Here is a 17,911-nt window from a genome sequence, read left to right as displayed (position 1 = left end):
CAGGAAGGACTGCACCGATGAAATTCTTTGTCGATACTGCCGACGTAAAGGAAATCCGTGAGCTCAACGATCTCGGATTGCTCGATGGCGTAACCACCAATCCGTCACTGATCCTGAAGTCGGGCGGCAGCATCATCGAAGTCACCAAGGAAATCTGCTCGGTCGTCAAGGGACCTGTTTCCGCCGAAGTCACGGCGACCGAATATGAAGCCATGATGAAGGAAGCCGCGGTTCTTGCCAAAATCGCCGACAATATCTGCATCAAGGTGCCGTTGACGTTCGATGGCCTCAAGGCCTGCAAGGCGCTGCGCTCCGATGGTCACCTTGTGAACGTCACGCTTTGCTTCTCCGCCAATCAGGCACTTCTTGCTGCCAAGGCCGGCGCAACATTCATCTCGCCATTTGTTGGCCGTATCGACGATATCGGCATCGATGGCATGGAACTGATCTCGGAAATCCGTACCATCTATGACAATTACGATTACCAGACGGAGATCCTTGCCGCCTCGATTCGTACGGTCAACCATGTCAAGCAGGCCGCATTGATCGGCGCAGACGTCGTAACGGTGCCGCCGGCGACTTTGAAGGCGCTTGTCAAGCACCCGCTGACCGACAAGGGCCTTGAAACATTCCTCGCCGACTGGGCGAAGACCGGCCAGTCGATCGCCTGATTTTTTGGCTTAAAGCCACCTACCTCTTCGTCATCCTCGGGTCAAGCTCGAGGATGATGGAGAGCGAAGCGCGTAACGAAAAGCAGCGTTGAAGCAATTCACCGATTGTATAGTTTATCCAATATCTGGCGCTCAAAGAAAGCGAGCTCCGGCGACGCATGGCGACGTGGACGCTCCACCGGAATCTCGAGATCAAGCGCGATCCTGCCGCCATCGATGACGACAACGCGGTCGGCAAGTGCCACTGCCTCGGCGACGTCATGCGTAACCAGCACCGCAGTGAATTTCTTCGCAATCCAGATCCGCTCCAGAAGCTGTTGCATTTCGATCCGCGTCAGCGCATCGAGCGCACCTAAGGGCTCGTCCAGCGCCAGAATCGAGGGATGGCCGATGAGGGCGCGCGCCAGCGCCACCCGCTGCCGCTGGCCTCCCGAAAGCACGGATGGCCATTCGCCGCCACGATCGGCGAGGCCGACTTCCGCCAGGATATCGAGCCCCTTCTTTCTTGCAGCCTCGCCTTTCTCGATCCCGGTAAGGCCAATTTCGACATTTCTTGAAACACGCGCCCATGGCAGAAGCCGCGGCTCCTGAAACATGATGCGTGTCCGTTTGTCATCATGCGAACCCGATCCGTGCACGAGTTCGCCGGAAGTGGGTTTGTCGAGCCCTGCCAGCAGGCGCAAGAGCGTGCTCTTGCCGCAGCCGCTCTTGCCGATCACAGCGATGAACTGCCCCTCGTGAACATCGAGATTGATGCCCTGCAGAACGGCCTTTCCGCCAAACTGCTTCGCAACGTTGCGAAAGGAAAAAGCAAGCGTGCCTGCGGGACGGGTCGCATAGGCACGCGCAGACGGAGCGGCAAAGGACTGACGGGCTGTGATGGTCGCTGCGGTCATCTTGATTCCTCAAACGGTCTGGTAGGCCGGGTGCCATTGCAGGGAAATCCGCTCGAGAAACCGCGCCAGTGAATCGGCCAGCTTTCCGAGCAGTGCGTAGATTAAAATCGACAGGACAACGACGTCTATAAGCAGGAATTCGCGTGCCTGCATGGCCATGTAGCCCAGGCCCGACGATGCGGAGATGGTTTCAGCAACGATCAGCGTCAGCCACATGATGCCAAGCGCATAGCGCAAGCCGACGAAGATCGAAGGGAGTGCTCCAGGAAGGATCACGCGCAGGAACAGCTCCGTGCGCGACATGCCGTAGATGCGGCCCATCTCGACCAGCTGCGGATCGACACCCTGGATGCCAAGCAATGTGTTGACGTAGATCGGGAAAAACACGCCTAGCGCGACGAGAAACAGCTTCGCCTGTTCGTCGATGCCGAACCACAGGATCACCAGCGGTATGAGCGCGAGATGCGGAATGTTGCGGATCATTTGCAGTGTCGTGTCGGTCAGCTCGCGGCTGAGCGCTGAAAGGCCGTTGGCAAGGCCGAGAGAGAAGCCGATCGCCCCGCCAATGACAAAACCGCTGAGGGCTCGCAACGTCGAGATGCGGATATTCTCCACAAGTTCGCCCGACCAGAGCAGTTTCCAGAAGGCTTCGCCAACCGCCGAGGGTGCCGGCAAGACATTCCCCGGAATAAGTCCGGCCCGGGATGCGACTTCCCACCCGGCGAGAAGAGCGGCGGGAAGCAACCAGCCAAGCGCACTGCGGCCAAGATTGGAAAGCGTGCCTGTCATGATGCCGCCTGCAAACGTTTGTTGCCGTAGAAACCGACACCGAATTCATTTTCGATGGAGCGGCGCGGCGTGCGGCGTTTGCCGTCCAGTCCAAGCACCGGGAACAGCAACTCGGCGACGCGATAGGCTTCTTCAAGATGCGGGTAGCCCGAACCGATGATGGTATCGATACCGATGGCCTGATATTCGCGAATGCGTGCGGCGACACTCTCCGGCGAACCTACGAGTGCGGTTCCCGCCCCGCCGCGCACCAGGCCGACACCTGCCCAAAGGTTGGGGGCAACTACAAGCCGGTCTCTGCGCCCGCCATGCAGTTCGGCCATGCGCCGCTGACCGACCGAGTCCATTTCCTTCAGGAAACGCGACTGCGCAATATCGATCTGCTCATCGGTAACCTTGCTGATCAGCCGGTCCGCGGCGTCCCAGGCCTCGTCCTCCGTTTCGCGCACGATGAAATGCAGGCGAATGCCGAACCGCAATGTGCGCCCCCGGGACGCTGCCTTCTTGCGCGCCCGCTCGATTTTCTCTGCGACCTGCGCAACGGGCTCCCCCCAGGTGAGATAGAGCTCCACCTGCTCGGCAGCCAGATCCTGCCCTGCATCCGATGACCCGCCGAAATAGAGCGGCGGCTTTTCCTGGGCCGGCAGCAGATCAAGCCGCCCGCCCTCGACACGATAATGCTTTCCCGTGAAGTTCACGGTTTCGCCGGATACCAGCGCGCGCCAGATCTTCAGGAATTCTGCCGCCTGCTCATAGCGCTCGTCATGCGGCAGGAAGACGCCATCGCCCGCCAGTTCGACCGGATTGCCCCCAACCACGACATTGAGCAGGAGACGCCCATCGCTCAGCCGGTCAAGCGCAGCCGTCTGCCGTGCAGCAAAGACCGGTGACGTTACGCCGGGGCGCAAGGCAACGAGAAATTTCAGCCGCTCCGTGTGCGCGGCAAGACCAGCCGCGGTAATCCAGGAATCCTCGCAGGATTGGCCGGTGGGCAGCAGCACCCCGGGGAAGCCAAGACGGTCGACCGCCTGCGCAATTTCGCGGAAATAGGCGAATTCCTGCGGGCGTTGCTGACGCTCGGAACCAAGATAGGAGCCATCGCCGTGGGTTGGGATGAACCAGAAGAAATCAAGCGGACCTGATGGCTGCGTCATAAGAGTATCCAATCCTGTTTTGTGGGTTGGGGATGGTCGAGATTCGGGTCATGCTGGGCCGAAAATGGTGGTTCTCGAGAACCGGAGCGCAGCGTACGTTTTTGGTACGCGAGCACCGGATCGCAGGAAAACGCCATTTGCTGGCCAGCACGGCGTGAATATCGACAGCCTCTAGTTGGTCGGTGCCGTCCACACTGCATCGGCTATCTTGATGGCGTTGGGGATCAGTTTCAGCCGCAGGAAGCGATCGGCCGTCTCCTGCTGGTGCGCGACAATGTCGGGAGTGACCGGTCCGACACTGAACTCGGAACGATCGGCCGCAAGCGTCTGCGCATCCAGGGGAACACCCGTTACCTCATGCAAGGCTTGCGCAACCTTATCCTTGTTGGCGTTTGCCCAGGTCGCCGCCTCCTTGAGGGCACCGATCGTGGCCGTGACGACTTCGGGGTGCTTGGCCGCAAAGTCGCGATTGGCGATGAAGTAGGTCCTGACGTTGAGAACATCGCTGCTGCGCACCAGGACGCGCGGCTGGTAGCGTGTCTCGGCGATGGCGAAGAAAGGGTCCCATACGGCCCAGGCGTCAATCTTGTCGCTGGCAAATGCGGCGGCCGCATCGGCAGGGCTGAGATAGACCGGGGTAATCTCGTCGAATCCGATGCCGGCTTTCTCCAGCGCCGCTATCACGAGATTGTGGGCGCTCGTCCCTTTGCCAATGCCGACTTTCTTGCCCTTGAGGTCAGCAAGACTCTGGATGGATGAGCCGGGCTTGACGAAGATCGCCTCGCCCTTGCCATTTGGTGCGAGCGACGCGGCATAGACGATTGCCGAACCCGCAGACTGGCCGAAGATTGGCGGCGCATCACCCACCCAGCCAACATCGATACTACCGACATTCAGCGCTTCGACGAGCGGTGGGCCCGCAGTGAACTCGACCCACTTGACCGCGATTTTCTGGGATTCCAGTGCTTTCTCAATAACCCCCTGCTGGCGGGCAATAACCGGTAATCCGGTCTTCTGGTAACCGATCTTCAATTCTGCGAGCGGCTCGGCTGCATGGGCGACGGCCGAAGCAAGGAACGCGGCCGCGAACAAGGCCGCACCGAATGTTCTGCGTGTCAATCTGGACATGGTCCCTCTCGATGGTGCGGGCCTGTTGATCTCGTGTTCCTGCCCGGTAAGGATGGACCAATGCTATTTAACTCGACCAATATGGTAGAGAAACGATTTTTCTTAGAAACCCGGCATATGGGATTAGTTTTCTCAGGACGCTGCTGGGCGGCGCAATGTGCCGCTTCAGGGGTATCGACAGGCCCTTGCCGCGGCCGCTGCAGGTCTAACCCGGGGGTCTTACTCGTCCTCGAAGCTGCCGCTCAGCTTCATTCCTTCGATCGAGGTGGCACCGTCCTTGCGGACGACCGTCAGCGCCCGCACCCCGGTCCGCGCGGTGATCTCGTCGGCGAGCGTGTGCGAATGCGTGACAATCCACAATTGGGTCCGTTCTGCAGCCTGGGCAATCATGTCGGCGAGCGCCGGAAGCATCGATGGATGGAGGCTGGCTTCCGGTTCGTTCAAGGCAATCAGCCGAGGCAGGCGGTAGGATAGCAACGCGCCTGCCAGCGCCAGAAACCGTATCTGGCCATCGGAAAGTTCTTCCGGTCTGAAAATTCGTTGCGGAAACTCCGTAAAGCGCAGCCCGAATGTCGCCGTTTCGCCGGGGACCGGAACATCGAGCCTTGCCCCGCCCAGTGCATCGGCAATGCAGCGGTCAAGATCGGCTGTATCCTCCCGGATATGCACAAGGGTTGCGAAGACAGCTGCAAGATTGCCACCATCCTCATCGAGCAGCGGGGCCGCGATCGCCAATGACGGCTGTCGTGCCGGTGAATCCCGATCGGTCCGGAATCCATGATAGAAACGCCAGCCGAGGACCGTTGCGCGCAGATCGCCAATTTCCGGATAGCGTCCGGAACTGCCAAGGACGGCCAGCGCGGTCTCGGAGTCGAGCAGAGGAACCGGGTGTTCGATTCGCCGTCCCGCATCGTCGCGTGCGAACACGGCGGCTCCCTTGCGGCCCATCATTTCGACAGGTCTGCGGCCACTGTCGATGCTGAGCGTTTCTTCCTTGATCTGCGGCTCGAATGCAAAACCGGCCGCTGCCGGCGGCCTGAGCCCGATTTCCACCTTGTAGCTTGGCGCCAGGCCGGTTTCCACGCAATAGCCGGCCCGGGCTGCAGTCTCATCGTCGTCAAACTGCGCGTTGAAGACCATGCGGACAGGCCCTGATCGGCGTTTGCCGGTCCACAGGGCAGACTGCATGCCGCCCTCACGCGCTATTTCATAGGACAGCGTTCCCGCCGCCGAAGCTTTGACCAACTGCATGGCACGATAGAGGTTCGATTTTCCGACGCCATTCTCACCCACGAACAGGGTGAGCCTGCCGATGTCGAGGCGGATGGAGCGCAGCGACCTGTACCCGGTGGCGGAAAGCGACGTCAGGCGCATGCGTGCACCGGATGGTCAGAACTTGGAAAGATCCTGCGCCACGCTGAGGTTCAATGCTTCCGCGAGCTCTCGCCCGGCACGATTGGCCGCATCCCTCACTGCCCTCGTCACCGCATAACGCTGTCTTGGCGCGTCATAATTGGCAGTGACGATCCGGCTTCCCCTTCCGACAACCTGTCCATCGGAGATGCGGGTGACGACGTAGCTGCCTGTCATGCGCACCAGACCGGCCGTCGGCTGACCCGATTTGTCGTTGGTGGCATTCTGCACCAGCATCAAAGACAGATACTGGGGAACCACGCTGAGCTGCATCGAATAGGCTGGGCTAGCCGGCTCGCCCGCCCCGCCCGCAAACAGGAATATCAGGTGGTTGCGCACCTCCTGTGTTTCACGATTGGGGGGTTCATTGATGGCTATTGTAGCCATTCGCGAACGTACGCTGCCAGTTACACCTGCACCCGTGCTTGCCACCGGGCTGGTCGCCGAATACAGCGGCCGCACCTGGCATCCTCCGGCGATCAACGCCATGCCAAGAACGCAGGCGCACAAGAGACGCTTCAGGACCGGCTGAAAATGATCAGGCAACGACATTGATGATCCTCTGCGGTACGACGATGACTTTCTTGGGCGAATTGCCGTTCAACGCCGCCTTGACGAAATCAAGCGCCAGCGCGGCTTCTTCGACCGCCAATTGATCTGCGTCGCGGGCAATTGTCAAATCACCACGCTTCTTGCCGTTGATCTGGACGGGTATGGTTATGTCGTTTTCGATGATCAACGCCTCGTCATAGGCCGGCCAGGCCTGATGCGCGACAAGACCGCTGCCACCCAGTGATTTCCAGCACTCTTCGGCCAGATGCGGCATCATCGGCGCGATCATGGAAAGCAGCATGTTGATTGCCTCGCGGCACGCGGCAATCAAAGCCTTGTCGGCCTCGCCGGCAGCAACCTTCTGCAATGGACCCGACAAGACGTTCACCAGTTCATAGAGGCGGGCAACGGCCTTGTTGAACGCCAGCTTCTCGATGTCCTCGCCGACGGCCTTCACCGTCCTGTGTGCCGCCTTGGAAACCTGCAGCGCTTCACCTTCCGTGCCGGTGGACGGCCCGGCAGTCTGGAGCACGTCACCGGCTTCGGAAACCAGACGCCAGACACGCTGAACAAACCGGTGCGCGCCCTCTACCCCGGCCTCTGTCCAGATCACATCCCGTTCCGGCGGCGAATCGGACAGCATGAACCAGCGTGCCGTATCCGCGCCATAGGAGGCGATGATATCGTCAGGATCGACAACGTTCTTTTTCGATTTGGACATCTTTTCGATCGAGCCGATCTCGATTTCCTCGCCGTTGTCTATCCTCACCGCACGGCGTTGCCCGTCGACTTCCTCGAGCCGGACCTCGGCCGGCGTAACCCAGCCATCCTTGCCCTTGTAGGTCTCGTGCACGACCATGCCCTGCGTGAACATGCCCTTGAACGGTTCACTGATATCGAGATGTCCCGCCATCTTCATCGCGCGGGTGAAGAAGCGTGAATAGAGCAGGTGCAGGATCGCATGTTCGATACCGCCGATATACTGATCCACTGGCAGCCAGTGATTGGCCGCTTTCGGGTCTGTCGGCGTATCGGCCCAGGGCGCGGTAAAGCGGGCGAAATACCAGGATGAATCAACGAATGTGTCCATCGTGTCGGTTTCACGGCGCGCCGCCTTGCCACATTGCGGACAATTGACGTGCCGCCAGGTCGGATGGCGGTCGAGCGGATTGCCCGGGCGGTCAAACTCGACATCGTCCGGCAACCGGACCGGCAGATCGGCTTTCGGAACCGGAACCACACCACAATCATCGCAATGGATCATGGGAATCGGGCAGCCCCAGTAGCGCTGACGCGAAATACCCCAGTCACGCAGGCGGAAATTAACCTTGCGCTCGCCTTGCGACCGGTTGCCGATCGTCTGCTTTTCCAGCCGGTTGGCCACGGCCTCAAACGCTTCGGCCGGCGACATGCCGTCGAGGAAACGCGAATTGATCATCACGCCATCATCGACATAGGCCGTTTCGGTAATCTGGAACGTCGCAGCATCCGCATCCTTGGGCATGACGACAGGCACGACCGGCAGGCCGTACTTATTGGCGAAGTCCAGATCGCGCTGATCTCCGGACGGGCAACCGAAGATTGCACCTGTGCCGTAGTCCATCAGGACGAAGTTTGCGACGTAAACGGGCAGTTTCCAGGACGGGTCGAACGGGTGCTCTACCCGCAGCCCTGTATCGAAGCCCTTCTTCTCGGCCGTCTCCAGCGCAACCACGGACGTACCGGCGTGACGGCATTCCTCGTTGAATTTGGCCAGCTCCGCATTGGTTTCCGCAGCTTTCCTGGCCAGCGGATGATCCGCTGCAATCGCGATGAACGATGCGCCGAAGAGCGTATCCGGGCGGGTTGTATAGACTTCGATCTCGCTCTCGCCTCCGGCATGCGACTTTTCATCCAGCGCCCAGCGGATCAGCATTCCCTCGGATTTCCCGATCCAGTTGCGCTGCATAAGGCGCACTTTTTCCGGCCACTGGTCGAGCCCGTCGAGCGCACTCAGCAATTCATCATTGAAATCGGTGATCTTGAAGAACCATTGCGTCAACTCGCGCTGTTCGACCAGCGCTCCGGAGCGCCAGCCACGGCCGTCGATCACCTGTTCGTTCGCAAGCACAGTCATATCCTCCGGATCCCAATTGACCTTGGAGGATTTGCGCGTCACCAGACCCTTTTCGACGAAGTCGAGGAAAAGCATCTGCTGGCGGTGATAATATTCGACATCGCAGGTGGCGAATTCACGTGACCAGTCCAGCGACAGCCCCATGGATTTCAGCTGGCCGCGCATCGTCTCGATGTTCTGGTAGGTCCATGCCTTGGGATGGACCTTGTTCTGCATTGCCGCGTTTTCCGCCGGCATTCCGAACGCATCCCAACCCATCGGATGCAGGACATTGAATCCCTTGGCGCGCTTGTAGCGGGCAACGACATCGCCCATGGCATAGTTGCGCACATGCCCCATATGGATGCGCCCCGATGGATAGGGGAACATCTCAAGCACGTAATACGGATCGCGCAGATCGTCGTTGGGCGTCTCGAAAAGTTTGGCATCGTCCCAAACTTTCTGCCAATGCTTTTCGGCTACGCGTGGATTGTATCGTTCGGTTGCCATGAACGGAATTCTCTTGCAAAGGATAGTGATGCCGGACCTTCACCATGGATTGGTAAGACCGTCAACCATTTGAGGATGAATGAAGCCTTGAAAATGGCTCGTGTATCATAAATAGGACATAAGAACACCATGCCCAATGCCGTCGACCGACTTTTTGCCGTTCAGAGCGCAATTCGCAAGGCGGAATCCGAGGCGAAGCGACCGGACGGTTCGGTGTCATTGGTTGCCGTCTCCAAGACGTTTGAAGCCGATGACATTCGGCCCGTCATCGAGGCGGGCCAGCGCGTCTTCGGCGAAAACCGTGTGCAGGAGGCACAATTGAAGTGGACCTACCTGCGCTCTGATTTTCCGGATATTGAACTGCACCTGATCGGGCCGCTGCAGTCCAACAAGACACAGGAAGCCGTCGCACTTTTCGATGTTATCGAGAGCATCGACCGCGAGAAGATTGCCGCCGCAGTAAGCCTCGAAATGAAGAAACAGAACCGTTTCCCGCGGCTTTACGTCCAGGTCAATACGGGGTCGGAGCCACAAAAGGCCGGCATCGAGCCGAAAGATGCAGTGGCCTTCGTCACGCGCTGCCGGGATGTGCACGGCCTCATGATCGAAGGGCTCATGTGCATCCCCCCTGCCGATGAAAACCCGGGTCCACATTTCGCGTTGCTGGAAAAGATAGCCCGCGAAGCCCAGATCGAGAAGCTTTCGATGGGCATGTCGGGAGACTATGAGATAGCCATTGGATTTGGCGCGACATCAGTACGGGTAGGCTCTGCCATATTCGGCAGCCGCTAGGTCCGAGATTACCAGCTGCGGCGCGGTCCCGTATCGATGTGATAGTATCCCGCCGGATAGCGCTTCAGGCCACCGACCTCCTTGATGCCCGACAGATGCTGCATCAGACCCGACGCATTGCCATGTACGCGGAAATCAACGGCCTGGCAGTTGAGATGATAGGACTTGTCCCGGCCGCCGACACTGCGGTTGCGTGACCGTGACCGGACGGTCGAATTGACGGTCAGTGGGCCGTACTTGGCCGAAACGCGATTGAGCACATTCTTCAACTGTTCCGGAACGCACTTGGACGGAGCCTTGTAGTCGATATAGGCCTTCCCTCGGGGCATTGCTGCAAGCACGAGAGGGCTGATCTTGTCAAAAACGGAATCGTTCAGGAGATGTGCGTGCTCTTCGTCGAACAAATGAGCTCCGACCCGCTCCTGTGGATTTGAGGGCTCAGGCAATGTCCCGGCATCCGCTGGAAGGGCCAGGGCAACAACGGTCAGGGCAAGCGGCAAAAATTTCGCGCGGAACGCAACGCTGCGCAAGGGTTGAATTTTCATTCTTCTATCCTTGGTATGGCGCAGGTTTTTATGATTGTGCGGCGCGCCTTATGTGTCCTCCCAAGTCAAGGCGGCGACCGTTCATGCCTAAATGTGTTCAAAATGGACCGGGTTCCATGACAAAATGTAACGGTATATTACAACCGGTGGCTGCACTGACCGACTGCGCAACCTCTCAATCTGCTCATTTGTCATATTTACGCGTTGATTTGCTTGGTGATAATGAAAGCTGTTCGTCTCCCGTTCGGGAGACTTCGGGTAGAGGACCCGACATCTCAGAGTTTGGAGGAATTTGATGTCCGAGAAGGTTTATCCCGTGCTGGCAAGCGCGAAGAAAGACGCGCTCATCGACAATGAGACCTATCTCAACTGGTACAAGCAGAGCATCAAGGACCCCGAAAAGTTCTGGGCAAAGCACGGTAAGCGCATCGACTGGTTCAAGCCCTATTCGAAGGTCAAGAACACCTCGTTCGAGGGCAAGGTGGCCATCAAATGGTTCGAGGACGGGGTTACCAATGTTTCCTACAATTGCATCGACCGCCATCTGAAGAAGCGCGGCAATCAGGTCGCCATCATCTGGGAAGGCGACAATCCCTATCTCGACAAGAAGATCACCTATAATGAACTCTATGAGCAGGTCTGTCGGCTGGCCAACGTGCTGAAGAAGCACGGGGTCAAGAAGGGTGACCGCGTCACCATCTACATGCCGATGATACCCGAAGCCTCCTACGCGATGCTCGCCTGCACCCGCATCGGCGCGATCCATTCGGTCGTTTTCGGCGGCTTTTCTCCCGACGCACTTGCAGGGCGCATCGTCGACTGCGAGTCCACTTTTGTCATTACTTCCGACGAGGGCATGCGTGGCGGCAAGTCCATTCCGCTCAAGGATAATACCGACAAGGCGATCGACATCGCTGCCAGACACCATGTGATGGTCACGAACGTGCTTGTGGTGCGCCGCACCGGCGGCAAGACCGGCTGGGCGCCGGGTCGAGACCTCTGGTACCACGAGGAAATCGCCAGTGTTAAGCCGGATTGCAAGCCGGAGAAGATGAAGGCGGAAGATCCACTGTTCATCCTTTACACGTCCGGTTCCACCGGCAAGCCGAAGGGTGTTCTCCACACAACCGGTGGCTATCTGGTCTACGCCTCCATGACCCACCAATATGTCTTCGACTACCATGACGGCGACATCTACTGGTGCACGGCGGATGTCGGCTGGGTTACCGGGCATTCCTATATCGTCTACGGTCCGCTGGCCAATGGCGCGACTACGCTGATGTTCGAAGGCGTTCCGAACTACCCGTCCGTATCGCGGTTCTGGGAAGTAATCGACAAGCACAAGGTCAACATTTTCTACACCGCTCCGACCGCCATCCGCGCCCTCATGAGCGCCGGTGCTGATCCGGTCAAGCAAACATCGCGCAAATCCCTGCGCATCCTTGGCTCGGTGGGCGAGCCCATCAATCCCGAAGCGTGGGAATGGTATTATCAGGTCGTGGGCGACAAGCGCTGCCCGGTCGTCGATACATGGTGGCAGACCGAGACCGGCGGGATCCTAATCACGCCATTGCCGGGCGCGACCCCATTGAAGCCCGGTTCCGCCACACGGCCCTTCTTCGGTGTCCAGCCCCAGCTCGTCGACAATGAAGGCGATGTGCTGGAAGGCGCGGCCGACGGCAATCTGTGCATCATCGATTCATGGCCCGGCCAGATGCGCACGGTCTACGGCGACCACAAGCGCTTCATCGAGACCTATTTCTCCACCTACAAGGGCAAGTACTTCACCGGAGACGGCTGCCGCCGCGACAAGGACGGGTATTACTGGATCACCGGGCGCGTCGACGATGTGCTCAATGTCTCCGGGCACCGCATGGGGACGGCAGAAGTGGAATCGGCGCTGGTTTCGCATGACACCGTGTCGGAAGCCGCCGTGGTCGGTTATCCCCATGATCTCAAGGGCCAGGGCATCTATTGTTATGTAACGCTGATGGCAGGCCTCGAGGGCGATGACGAGTTGCGCAAGGAACTCGTTACCCATGTCCGCAAGGAGATCGGCCCGATTGCCTCGCCGGACAAGATCCAGTTTGCTCCGGGCCTGCCCAAGACCCGCTCGGGCAAGATCATGCGCCGCATCCTGCGCAAGATCGCCGAGGACGATTTCGGCGCACTCGGCGATACATCGACACTCGCAGATCCGGCAGTTGTCGATGACCTCATCGCCAACAGACAAAACAAGCGCGGGTAAGGTCAGAACTGAGCTGGTGCGGAGGAAGCTGGGTTAATCGCAGGGAAAGTCATCGCCGTTGCAGGTATTGGCTCCCTGCAATTCACAACCTCCCTCATGGTGAGCCTGTCGAACCACGCACCGAGCCGATGCATCCAGCAATGCTTATCTATACAGATCAGCTCGGGTCTGTGGCACGGCCGAAAGGCCACGCTTGCGCCTTGATGCCAGCGTCTGGTTGATCTGAACGGTGCCGCGCTCGAAGGCGAGGGCGCAGCCGGTCAGATATAGCAGCCAGAGCCGCGCCTTGGGCGCGCCGACTTCGGCAATGGCCTCGTCAAATCGGGCATGTAACCGATCCGCCCAGATGCGGCAGGTGCGGCCATAATGTTCGCGCAGGTTTTCGACGTCGTGCACTTCGAAGCCATGACCTTCGAGGTTTTCGACCGTCATGCCCAGATGATCCAGCTCGCCGCCGGGGAATATGTACTTCACCAGCGCCAGGTGCTCGGCGCTCTTGCGCCCGAACGTCTTCTTGTTGCGCTTCATGCGCCGGGTGATGGCGTGATGCAGGTAAAGCCCACCGGGCTTCAGCAGCCTGTGCACGCTTGAGTAATAGGTGTCGTAATGCGCAATGCCCACCGCCTCGAACATGCCGATCGATGAGATCTTGTCGAACTGTCCTTCGAGATGCTCGTAGGATTTGACGTGGATGGTGATCTTGTCCTCGAGACCTTCGGCCTTGATCCGCTCCCGCGCCAGTGCGGTCTGCGCTTCGGATAGTGAAACGCCCGTCCCGGTCACCCCGTAATGCTTCGCCGCATAAATCAACATGGCGCCCCAGCCGCAACCGATATCCAGCAACCGGTCCCCCGGCTGCAACCTAAGCTTTCGGCAAATCAGTTCCAGCTTGTCGGCCTGCGCCTGGTCGATCGTGTTGGCCCAATCGGTGAAATAGGCGCAGGTATAGACCATGCGTTCGTCTAGAAAGAGCTGATAGAACGCGTTCGACACATCGTAATGATGGGTAATGGCTTCCTTGTTGGAGCCGCTGACATAGGGGTCCTTGCCGCCCAGTCCGGAGTCGCTGGACTTGCCCCGGCCAATCAGCAGCGAAGGCACGTCCTTGAGCAATTGCCACTTCGGCAATGTCTTAAGCTTCTGCTTGAACTTGCCCTTGGGGCCTCTCTCGACCAGATCGAACAGCGTTCCGTTCTTCACGTCGATCTGTCCGGAAACCCACAATTCGACGATGGAGCCGATATTCGGCTTCAGTGCAATCTGGCGCACCGCCATGGGATCGTTGATGGCGAGCACAGGACCATCGCGATCGCCTATCCTGGTTCCATCCCACAATTCCACGGCAAACTGGGGCTCGAGTACATCGATCACCGTGCGGATGATCCGCGCCGCTTTGTCTTCAGCTGCCATTGCTTGCCCCCGAACACCTCGCCCCGATCGCCGGGTACGGGATGCCTTTCGAAAAAACATCTGCTTGGCTTATGACCCCAATCCGGCATTTGCAAGCCATCAGAAAGTCGAGTCAAATTTTTCTCTTGAAACGCGAGGCAACAGACCCCATTCTCCTCTTATGTTCAACGAACGAAAAGGAGGTGATCCGATGTCTCGTGATTTCGCAAACTGCCACAAGGCGTCTGATGCTTTCCATCGGGGATCGTCTCTCCGTTGAATAAGCACCCTGGCGAGAGCCGGGGAAGAAGGCCAAGCGACAGCTTTGTGCCAGACGGAATTGCGGGGCCACCCTTCGGGGTGGCCCTTTCCGTTCATGCGGCGCGCTTGCCGCTGATTTGAAATCCGATCGCTTTCAATACGGCAATTGTCGTCTCCAGCGTGGGGTTGCCGTTCTCACTCAAGGAGCGATAGAGCTGTTCACGCGCCAGTCCGGTCTCCCGCGCTATCTTGGTCATGCCCTTGGCGCGCGCCACAACGCCCAACGCACGCGCGATATACCGCGCATCTCCGGTTTCGAAGGCATCCGACAGAAAGACTTCTATCGCTTCGTCGGATTTGAGCGCCTCGGCGGGGTCGTAGTCATATATCTCGATCTTCATCTATCACCCATTCTTGTGCCAAAACGATTTGCACGTTTGATATCCCGTACCTGCGTGCTCTTGTTGCCGGCACATAGCAGCAGGACGATATCGAGGCCACGTTGTTGAAAGTAGACACGGTAACCCGCTCCATAGTGAATACGAAGTTCACTGATACCTTCACCTATAGGCGAGACATCACCGACCAGTCCGTTCGCCAAGGGAAACAGGCGGGAGGCAACGGTCGCTCTCGCTTTCTTGTCTGAGAGATCGCGTTCCCACTGGCAGTATATTTCTGTTTGCTTCAAACGAATCATAGATGTATTTTTTAAATCACAAAATGTCAAACAATCAGACTGTGCCTCCCAACCACCGTCGCTGACACCAACGCCAGATTGCAACGCTGCTGGGGTTTGCTCTTGCACAAATTGGTGCTACCAAGATTTTGCCTGAAAACGGTGCAATCTGCCTTAATTGAAGGCAAACCCCTCTGAAAGATCGAACAAATGTCGGTTGCCGTAGCCCAAAACGCTGAGTCCAAGCGTGCATGGCGTGATGAAATCGTTGCGATGCTCTCCCTGAGCTGGCCGATGATCCTCACCAATCTTGCGCAGACCGCGATGACAGCGACCGACGTGATGATGCTGGGCTGGGTCGGCGCAAGCACGCTTGCCGCCGGTGCGCTTGGAACCAACTTCTACTATCTGTTCATGATCTTCGGCCTCGGCCTGATGCTCGCGACCTCGCCAATGATGGCGCGCGAGCTTGGCCGCAACAAATTTGCAGTTCGGGAAATCCGTCGCACGGTGCGCCAGGGCCTGTGGATCGCTGTTGCGGTCTCCATCCCGATCTGGCTCGCCCTCTGGAACACCGAAGCCATCCTTTTGGCGATGCGTCAGGATCCGGTCCTCGCAGCGGAGGCAGGGCATTACATGCGCGCCCTGCAGTGGGCCGTACTGCCCTTTTATTGTTATATCGTCCTGCGTTCCTTCATCGCTGCCCTTGAACGCCCGGGCTGGGCGCTGGTCATCGCCATTCTTTCCGTAGCCTTTAATGCCCTCGCCAATTGGGCCCTTATTTTCGGGCATTTCGGGTTTCCGAAGCTTGGCATCGTTGGTTCAGGAATTGCGACCACCCTGTCTTCGATCATGATGTTTGCCGGGCTGGTTGTCGTCATTTCCATGGACAAGCAGTTCCGGCGCTACCGCCTGTTCGGCCGCTTCTGGCGGACCGACTGGCCACGTTTTGCGGAATTATTGCGCCTGGGCGTGCCGATCGCGGCAATCCTGAGTTTCGAAGTAACGATCTTCAATGCAGCCGCATTTCTGATGGGATTGATTGGCGCCGATTCTCTCGCGGCTCATGCCATCGCCATCCAGATCGCATCGATTGCCTTCATGGTGCCGATGGGCTTCGGCCAGGCGGCAACGGTGCGGATCGGCCGTGCCTATGGCGCGCAGGATCGCGAAGGCATCAAGCGCGCAGGCTGGGTCGCTTTTGCGTCTGGCACCGGCTTCATGGTGCTCACGGCATTGCTGATGCTGCTCGCGCCACACGCGCTGATCCGCGCGTTCATCGACATTAACGATCCTGCCAATGCGAGCGTGGTTTCGCTCGCAGTCACGTTCCTTGCCTTTGCGGCGCTGTTCCAGATCTTCGATGGCGGCCAGGCGGTGGCAAGCGGCATGCTGCGCGGCCTTCACGACACCACCATTCCGATGATCTATGCCGCGATTGCCTATTGGGGCATCGGCCTGCCTCTCTCGGTCGCCTTCGGTTTCTGGCTGGACTTGCATGGCGCGGGCATCTGGCTCGGGCTCCTGTGCGGCCTTGCCGCCGCTGCTGTCCTCCTGATCAGCCGCTGGCTGCGTCGCGAAAAGCTGGGGATCGAACTTATCCGCTAGGCAAGATTTGGCTTCCGCTAGAAATCGATCGTTCGGCCCTTGATTTCCCAATCGCCGAAACGCGCCGGATCCTTGCCGCCTCGACCGCCGATCTCACGCGGCCGGTCGGCCTGTTCCTTCTCTGCCTTCCGACGTTCTTCGGCCTCCTTCAAGGCCCGCTGCGCGGCAGGGGGCAATTGGTCGAACGCAGGACGCGGCGGCGTGTCGTCATTGTCCGCATGTGGCGTCCCTGAAGTCTGGTCGTCATTCATAGTCGATTACACCATCATTGAAGCTTGCTGTATAAAACACCATCATATAGCGGATGGTGTTCAATATAGGGAACAATGTCGTTGCGACAACAATTCACTGCAGGAGGGACGATGTCATGAATGTAATGCGCACTGCAATGCTGCTGGCCTTCATGACCGCCCTGTTCATGGGCGTCGGCTTTCTCATCGGCGGCACTGGCGGCATGATGATCGCCCTCGTGATAGCGGCCGGCATGAACCTCTTCAGCTACTGGAATTCGGACAAGATGGTCCTCAACATGCACCATGCAGTTGAGGTGGATGAGAATAATGCGCCCGAGTATTACGGGATCGTCAGGGATCTAGCCGCCAGGGCGGGCCTGCCCATGCCCAAGGTCTATCTGATCCAGAACGACCAGCCCAACGCATTCGCCACCGGACGCAATCCCCAGAACGCCGCCGTTGCAGCCAGTACCGGTCTCCTGCAACGTCTGTCGCCGCAGGAAGTAGCCGCTGTGATGGCGCATGAGCTCGCTCACGTCGAGAACCGCGATACACTTACGATGACCATCACGGCGACCCTCGCCGGTGCCATATCAATGCTCGGCAATTTCGCCATGTTCTTTGGCGGCAATCGCGAAAACAACAACCCGCTCGGCTTCATCGGTGTCCTCGTCGCCATGATCGTTGCGCCCTTTGCGGCGATGATCGTGCAGATGGCCATCAGCCGTACCCGCGAATACGCCGCCGATCGCCGTGGCGCGCAGATTTGCGGCAACCCGCTCTGGCTGGCTTCTGCCTTGAACAAGATTGCGCGCGGCGCACAGCAGATCGTCAACGAGGATGCCGAGCGAAATCCAGCTTCTGCGCCATTGTTCATCATCAATCCGCTCAGCGGCCGAGGCGCCGACAATCTGTTCTCGACCCATCCGAGCACCGACAACCGCATTGCAG

General features: G+C 58.7%; 17 protein-coding genes. 5 read left to right on the top strand and 12 right to left on the bottom strand.

Translation table 11 applies throughout. The annotated features are described in order from the left end of the window. Positions 1 to 17 precede the first annotated feature (17 nt). Positions 18 to 671: a fructose-6-phosphate aldolase gene (gene fsa / locus K9U38_RS06485; RefSeq protein ID WP_224493534.1), complete on the top strand. Its 654-nt coding sequence runs from the start codon at positions 18 to 20 to the stop codon at positions 669 to 671. Between the two features lie 98 nt (positions 672 to 769). Here fsa and K9U38_RS06480 read toward each other — a convergent pair whose 3' ends face one another. The 7 genes from K9U38_RS06480 to leuS form a co-directional block, all read right to left on the bottom strand. After that, a complete protein-coding gene (locus tag K9U38_RS06480; protein ID WP_224493533.1) occupies positions 770 to 1,567 on the bottom strand; it encodes an ATP-binding cassette domain-containing protein in 798 nt (265 codons plus the stop codon). Between the two features lie 9 nt (positions 1,568 to 1,576). Then, on the bottom strand, positions 1,577 to 2,356 hold the full coding sequence (locus K9U38_RS06475) for an ABC transporter permease subunit (protein ID WP_224493532.1): 780 nt from the start codon (positions 2,354 to 2,356) through the stop codon (positions 1,577 to 1,579). Beyond that, the gene (gene ssuD / locus K9U38_RS06470) at positions 2,353 to 3,510 is read right to left on the bottom strand and encodes an FMNH2-dependent alkanesulfonate monooxygenase (RefSeq protein WP_224493531.1); all 1,158 of its coding nucleotides are present in this window, start codon (positions 3,508 to 3,510) and stop codon (positions 2,353 to 2,355) included. The genes K9U38_RS06475 and ssuD overlap by 4 nt, the downstream gene beginning before the upstream one ends. Before the next feature lie 171 nt (positions 3,511 to 3,681). Beyond that, the gene (locus K9U38_RS06465; RefSeq protein WP_224493530.1) at positions 3,682 to 4,638 is read right to left on the bottom strand and encodes an aliphatic sulfonate ABC transporter substrate-binding protein; all 957 of its coding nucleotides are present in this window, start codon (positions 4,636 to 4,638) and stop codon (positions 3,682 to 3,684) included. A 219-nt stretch (positions 4,639 to 4,857) separates the two neighbouring features. Next, positions 4,858 to 6,012, bottom strand: a complete 1,155-nt coding sequence (locus tag K9U38_RS06460; RefSeq protein WP_224493529.1) for an AAA family ATPase — start codon at positions 6,010 to 6,012, stop codon at positions 4,858 to 4,860. A 15-nt stretch (positions 6,013 to 6,027) separates the two neighbouring features. Next, positions 6,028 to 6,603, bottom strand: coding sequence for a hypothetical protein (locus K9U38_RS06455; protein ID WP_224493528.1), 576 nt, complete (start codon positions 6,601 to 6,603; stop codon positions 6,028 to 6,030). Next, positions 6,590 to 9,208, bottom strand: a complete 2,619-nt coding sequence (leuS, locus tag K9U38_RS06450; RefSeq protein WP_224493527.1) for a leucine--tRNA ligase — start codon at positions 9,206 to 9,208, stop codon at positions 6,590 to 6,592. Before leuS ends, K9U38_RS06455 begins: the two co-directional genes overlap by 14 nt. Before the next feature lie 129 nt (positions 9,209 to 9,337). Here leuS and K9U38_RS06445 point away from each other — a divergent pair, with 129 nt between their 5' ends. Next, positions 9,338 to 10,000, top strand: coding sequence for a YggS family pyridoxal phosphate-dependent enzyme (locus K9U38_RS06445; protein ID WP_224493526.1), 663 nt, complete (start codon positions 9,338 to 9,340; stop codon positions 9,998 to 10,000). An 8-nt stretch (positions 10,001 to 10,008) separates the two neighbouring features. Here K9U38_RS06445 and K9U38_RS06440 read toward each other — a convergent pair whose 3' ends face one another. Continuing rightward, on the bottom strand, positions 10,009 to 10,545 hold the full coding sequence (locus K9U38_RS06440; RefSeq protein WP_224493525.1) for a YcbK family protein: 537 nt from the start codon (positions 10,543 to 10,545) through the stop codon (positions 10,009 to 10,011). Positions 10,546 to 10,840: 295 nt separating this feature from the next. Between K9U38_RS06440 and acs the strand changes: the two genes are divergently transcribed. Next, entirely contained in the window at positions 10,841 to 12,793 is a 1,953-nt protein-coding gene (gene acs, locus K9U38_RS06435; protein ID WP_224493524.1) for an acetate--CoA ligase, read from the top strand. Between the two features lie 144 nt (positions 12,794 to 12,937). Here the strand turns inward: acs and K9U38_RS06430 are convergent, their stop codons facing one another. The 3 genes from K9U38_RS06430 to K9U38_RS06420 all read right to left on the bottom strand — a co-directional run bounded on the left by K9U38_RS06430 (position 12,938) and on the right by K9U38_RS06420 (position 15,248). After that, positions 12,938 to 14,203, bottom strand: a complete 1,266-nt coding sequence (locus tag K9U38_RS06430; protein WP_224493523.1) for an SAM-dependent methyltransferase — start codon at positions 14,201 to 14,203, stop codon at positions 12,938 to 12,940. Positions 14,204 to 14,556: 353 nt separating this feature from the next. Continuing rightward, complete coding sequence (locus K9U38_RS06425; RefSeq protein ID WP_224493522.1) at positions 14,557 to 14,844, bottom strand: addiction module antidote protein; 288 nt, start codon at positions 14,842 to 14,844, stop codon at positions 14,557 to 14,559. Next, the gene (locus K9U38_RS06420) at positions 14,841 to 15,248 is read right to left on the bottom strand and encodes a type II toxin-antitoxin system RelE/ParE family toxin (protein WP_370631845.1); all 408 of its coding nucleotides are present in this window, start codon (positions 15,246 to 15,248) and stop codon (positions 14,841 to 14,843) included. The genes K9U38_RS06425 and K9U38_RS06420 overlap by 4 nt, the downstream gene beginning before the upstream one ends. 81 nt (positions 15,249 to 15,329) lie before the next feature. Here K9U38_RS06420 and K9U38_RS06415 point away from each other — a divergent pair, with 81 nt between their 5' ends. Continuing rightward, a complete protein-coding gene (locus K9U38_RS06415) occupies positions 15,330 to 16,727 on the top strand; it encodes an MATE family efflux transporter (protein WP_224493521.1) in 1,398 nt (465 codons plus the stop codon). Between the two features lie 17 nt (positions 16,728 to 16,744). Here the strand turns inward: K9U38_RS06415 and K9U38_RS06410 are convergent, their stop codons facing one another. Beyond that, entirely contained in the window at positions 16,745 to 16,978 is a 234-nt protein-coding gene (locus K9U38_RS06410; RefSeq protein ID WP_224493520.1) for a DUF1674 domain-containing protein, read from the bottom strand. A gap of 116 nt (positions 16,979 to 17,094) precedes the next feature. Here K9U38_RS06410 and htpX point away from each other — a divergent pair. Next, positions 17,095 to 17,911 (top strand): zinc metalloprotease HtpX (gene htpX, locus K9U38_RS06405; protein ID WP_224493519.1); only part of this gene is annotated, 817 nt, incomplete at its 3' end.

The sequence above is a fragment of the Phyllobacterium lublinensis genome (genome assembly GCF_020164435.1).
Taxonomy (GTDB): domain Bacteria; phylum Pseudomonadota; class Alphaproteobacteria; order Rhizobiales; family Rhizobiaceae; genus Phyllobacterium; species Phyllobacterium lublinensis.
This window is presented reverse-complemented; position numbering and strand designations above follow the sequence as displayed.

Bases quoted from the DNA above. Each gene is read 5' to 3' on its own strand.
- fsa (WP_224493534.1), top strand. From the start codon at position 18: ATGAAATTCTTTGTCGATACTGCCGACGTAAAGGAAATCCGTGAGCTC.
- K9U38_RS06480 (WP_224493533.1), bottom strand. From the start codon at position 1,567: ATGACCGCAGCGACCATCACAGCCCGTCAGTCCTTTGCCGCTCCGTCT.
- K9U38_RS06475 (WP_224493532.1), bottom strand. From the start codon at position 2,356: ATGACAGGCACGCTTTCCAATCTTGGCCGCAGTGCGCTTGGCTGGTTG.
- ssuD (WP_224493531.1), bottom strand. From the start codon at position 3,510: ATGACGCAGCCATCAGGTCCGCTTGATTTCTTCTGGTTCATCCCAACC.
- K9U38_RS06465 (WP_224493530.1), bottom strand. From the start codon at position 4,638: ATGTCCAGATTGACACGCAGAACATTCGGTGCGGCCTTGTTCGCGGCC.
- K9U38_RS06460 (WP_224493529.1), bottom strand. From the start codon at position 6,012: ATGCGCCTGACGTCGCTTTCCGCCACCGGGTACAGGTCGCTGCGCTCC.
- K9U38_RS06455 (WP_224493528.1), bottom strand. From the start codon at position 6,603: ATGTCGTTGCCTGATCATTTTCAGCCGGTCCTGAAGCGTCTCTTGTGC.
- leuS (WP_224493527.1), bottom strand. From the start codon at position 9,208: ATGGCAACCGAACGATACAATCCACGCGTAGCCGAAAAGCATTGGCAG.
- K9U38_RS06445 (WP_224493526.1), top strand. From the start codon at position 9,338: ATGCCCAATGCCGTCGACCGACTTTTTGCCGTTCAGAGCGCAATTCGC.
- K9U38_RS06440 (WP_224493525.1), bottom strand. From the start codon at position 10,545: ATGAAAATTCAACCCTTGCGCAGCGTTGCGTTCCGCGCGAAATTTTTG.
- acs (WP_224493524.1), top strand. From the start codon at position 10,841: ATGTCCGAGAAGGTTTATCCCGTGCTGGCAAGCGCGAAGAAAGACGCG.
- K9U38_RS06430 (WP_224493523.1), bottom strand. From the start codon at position 14,203: ATGGCAGCTGAAGACAAAGCGGCGCGGATCATCCGCACGGTGATCGAT.
- K9U38_RS06425 (WP_224493522.1), bottom strand. From the start codon at position 14,844: ATGAAGATCGAGATATATGACTACGACCCCGCCGAGGCGCTCAAATCC.
- K9U38_RS06415 (WP_224493521.1), top strand. From the start codon at position 15,330: ATGTCGGTTGCCGTAGCCCAAAACGCTGAGTCCAAGCGTGCATGGCGT.
- K9U38_RS06410 (WP_224493520.1), bottom strand. From the start codon at position 16,978: ATGAATGACGACCAGACTTCAGGGACGCCACATGCGGACAATGACGAC.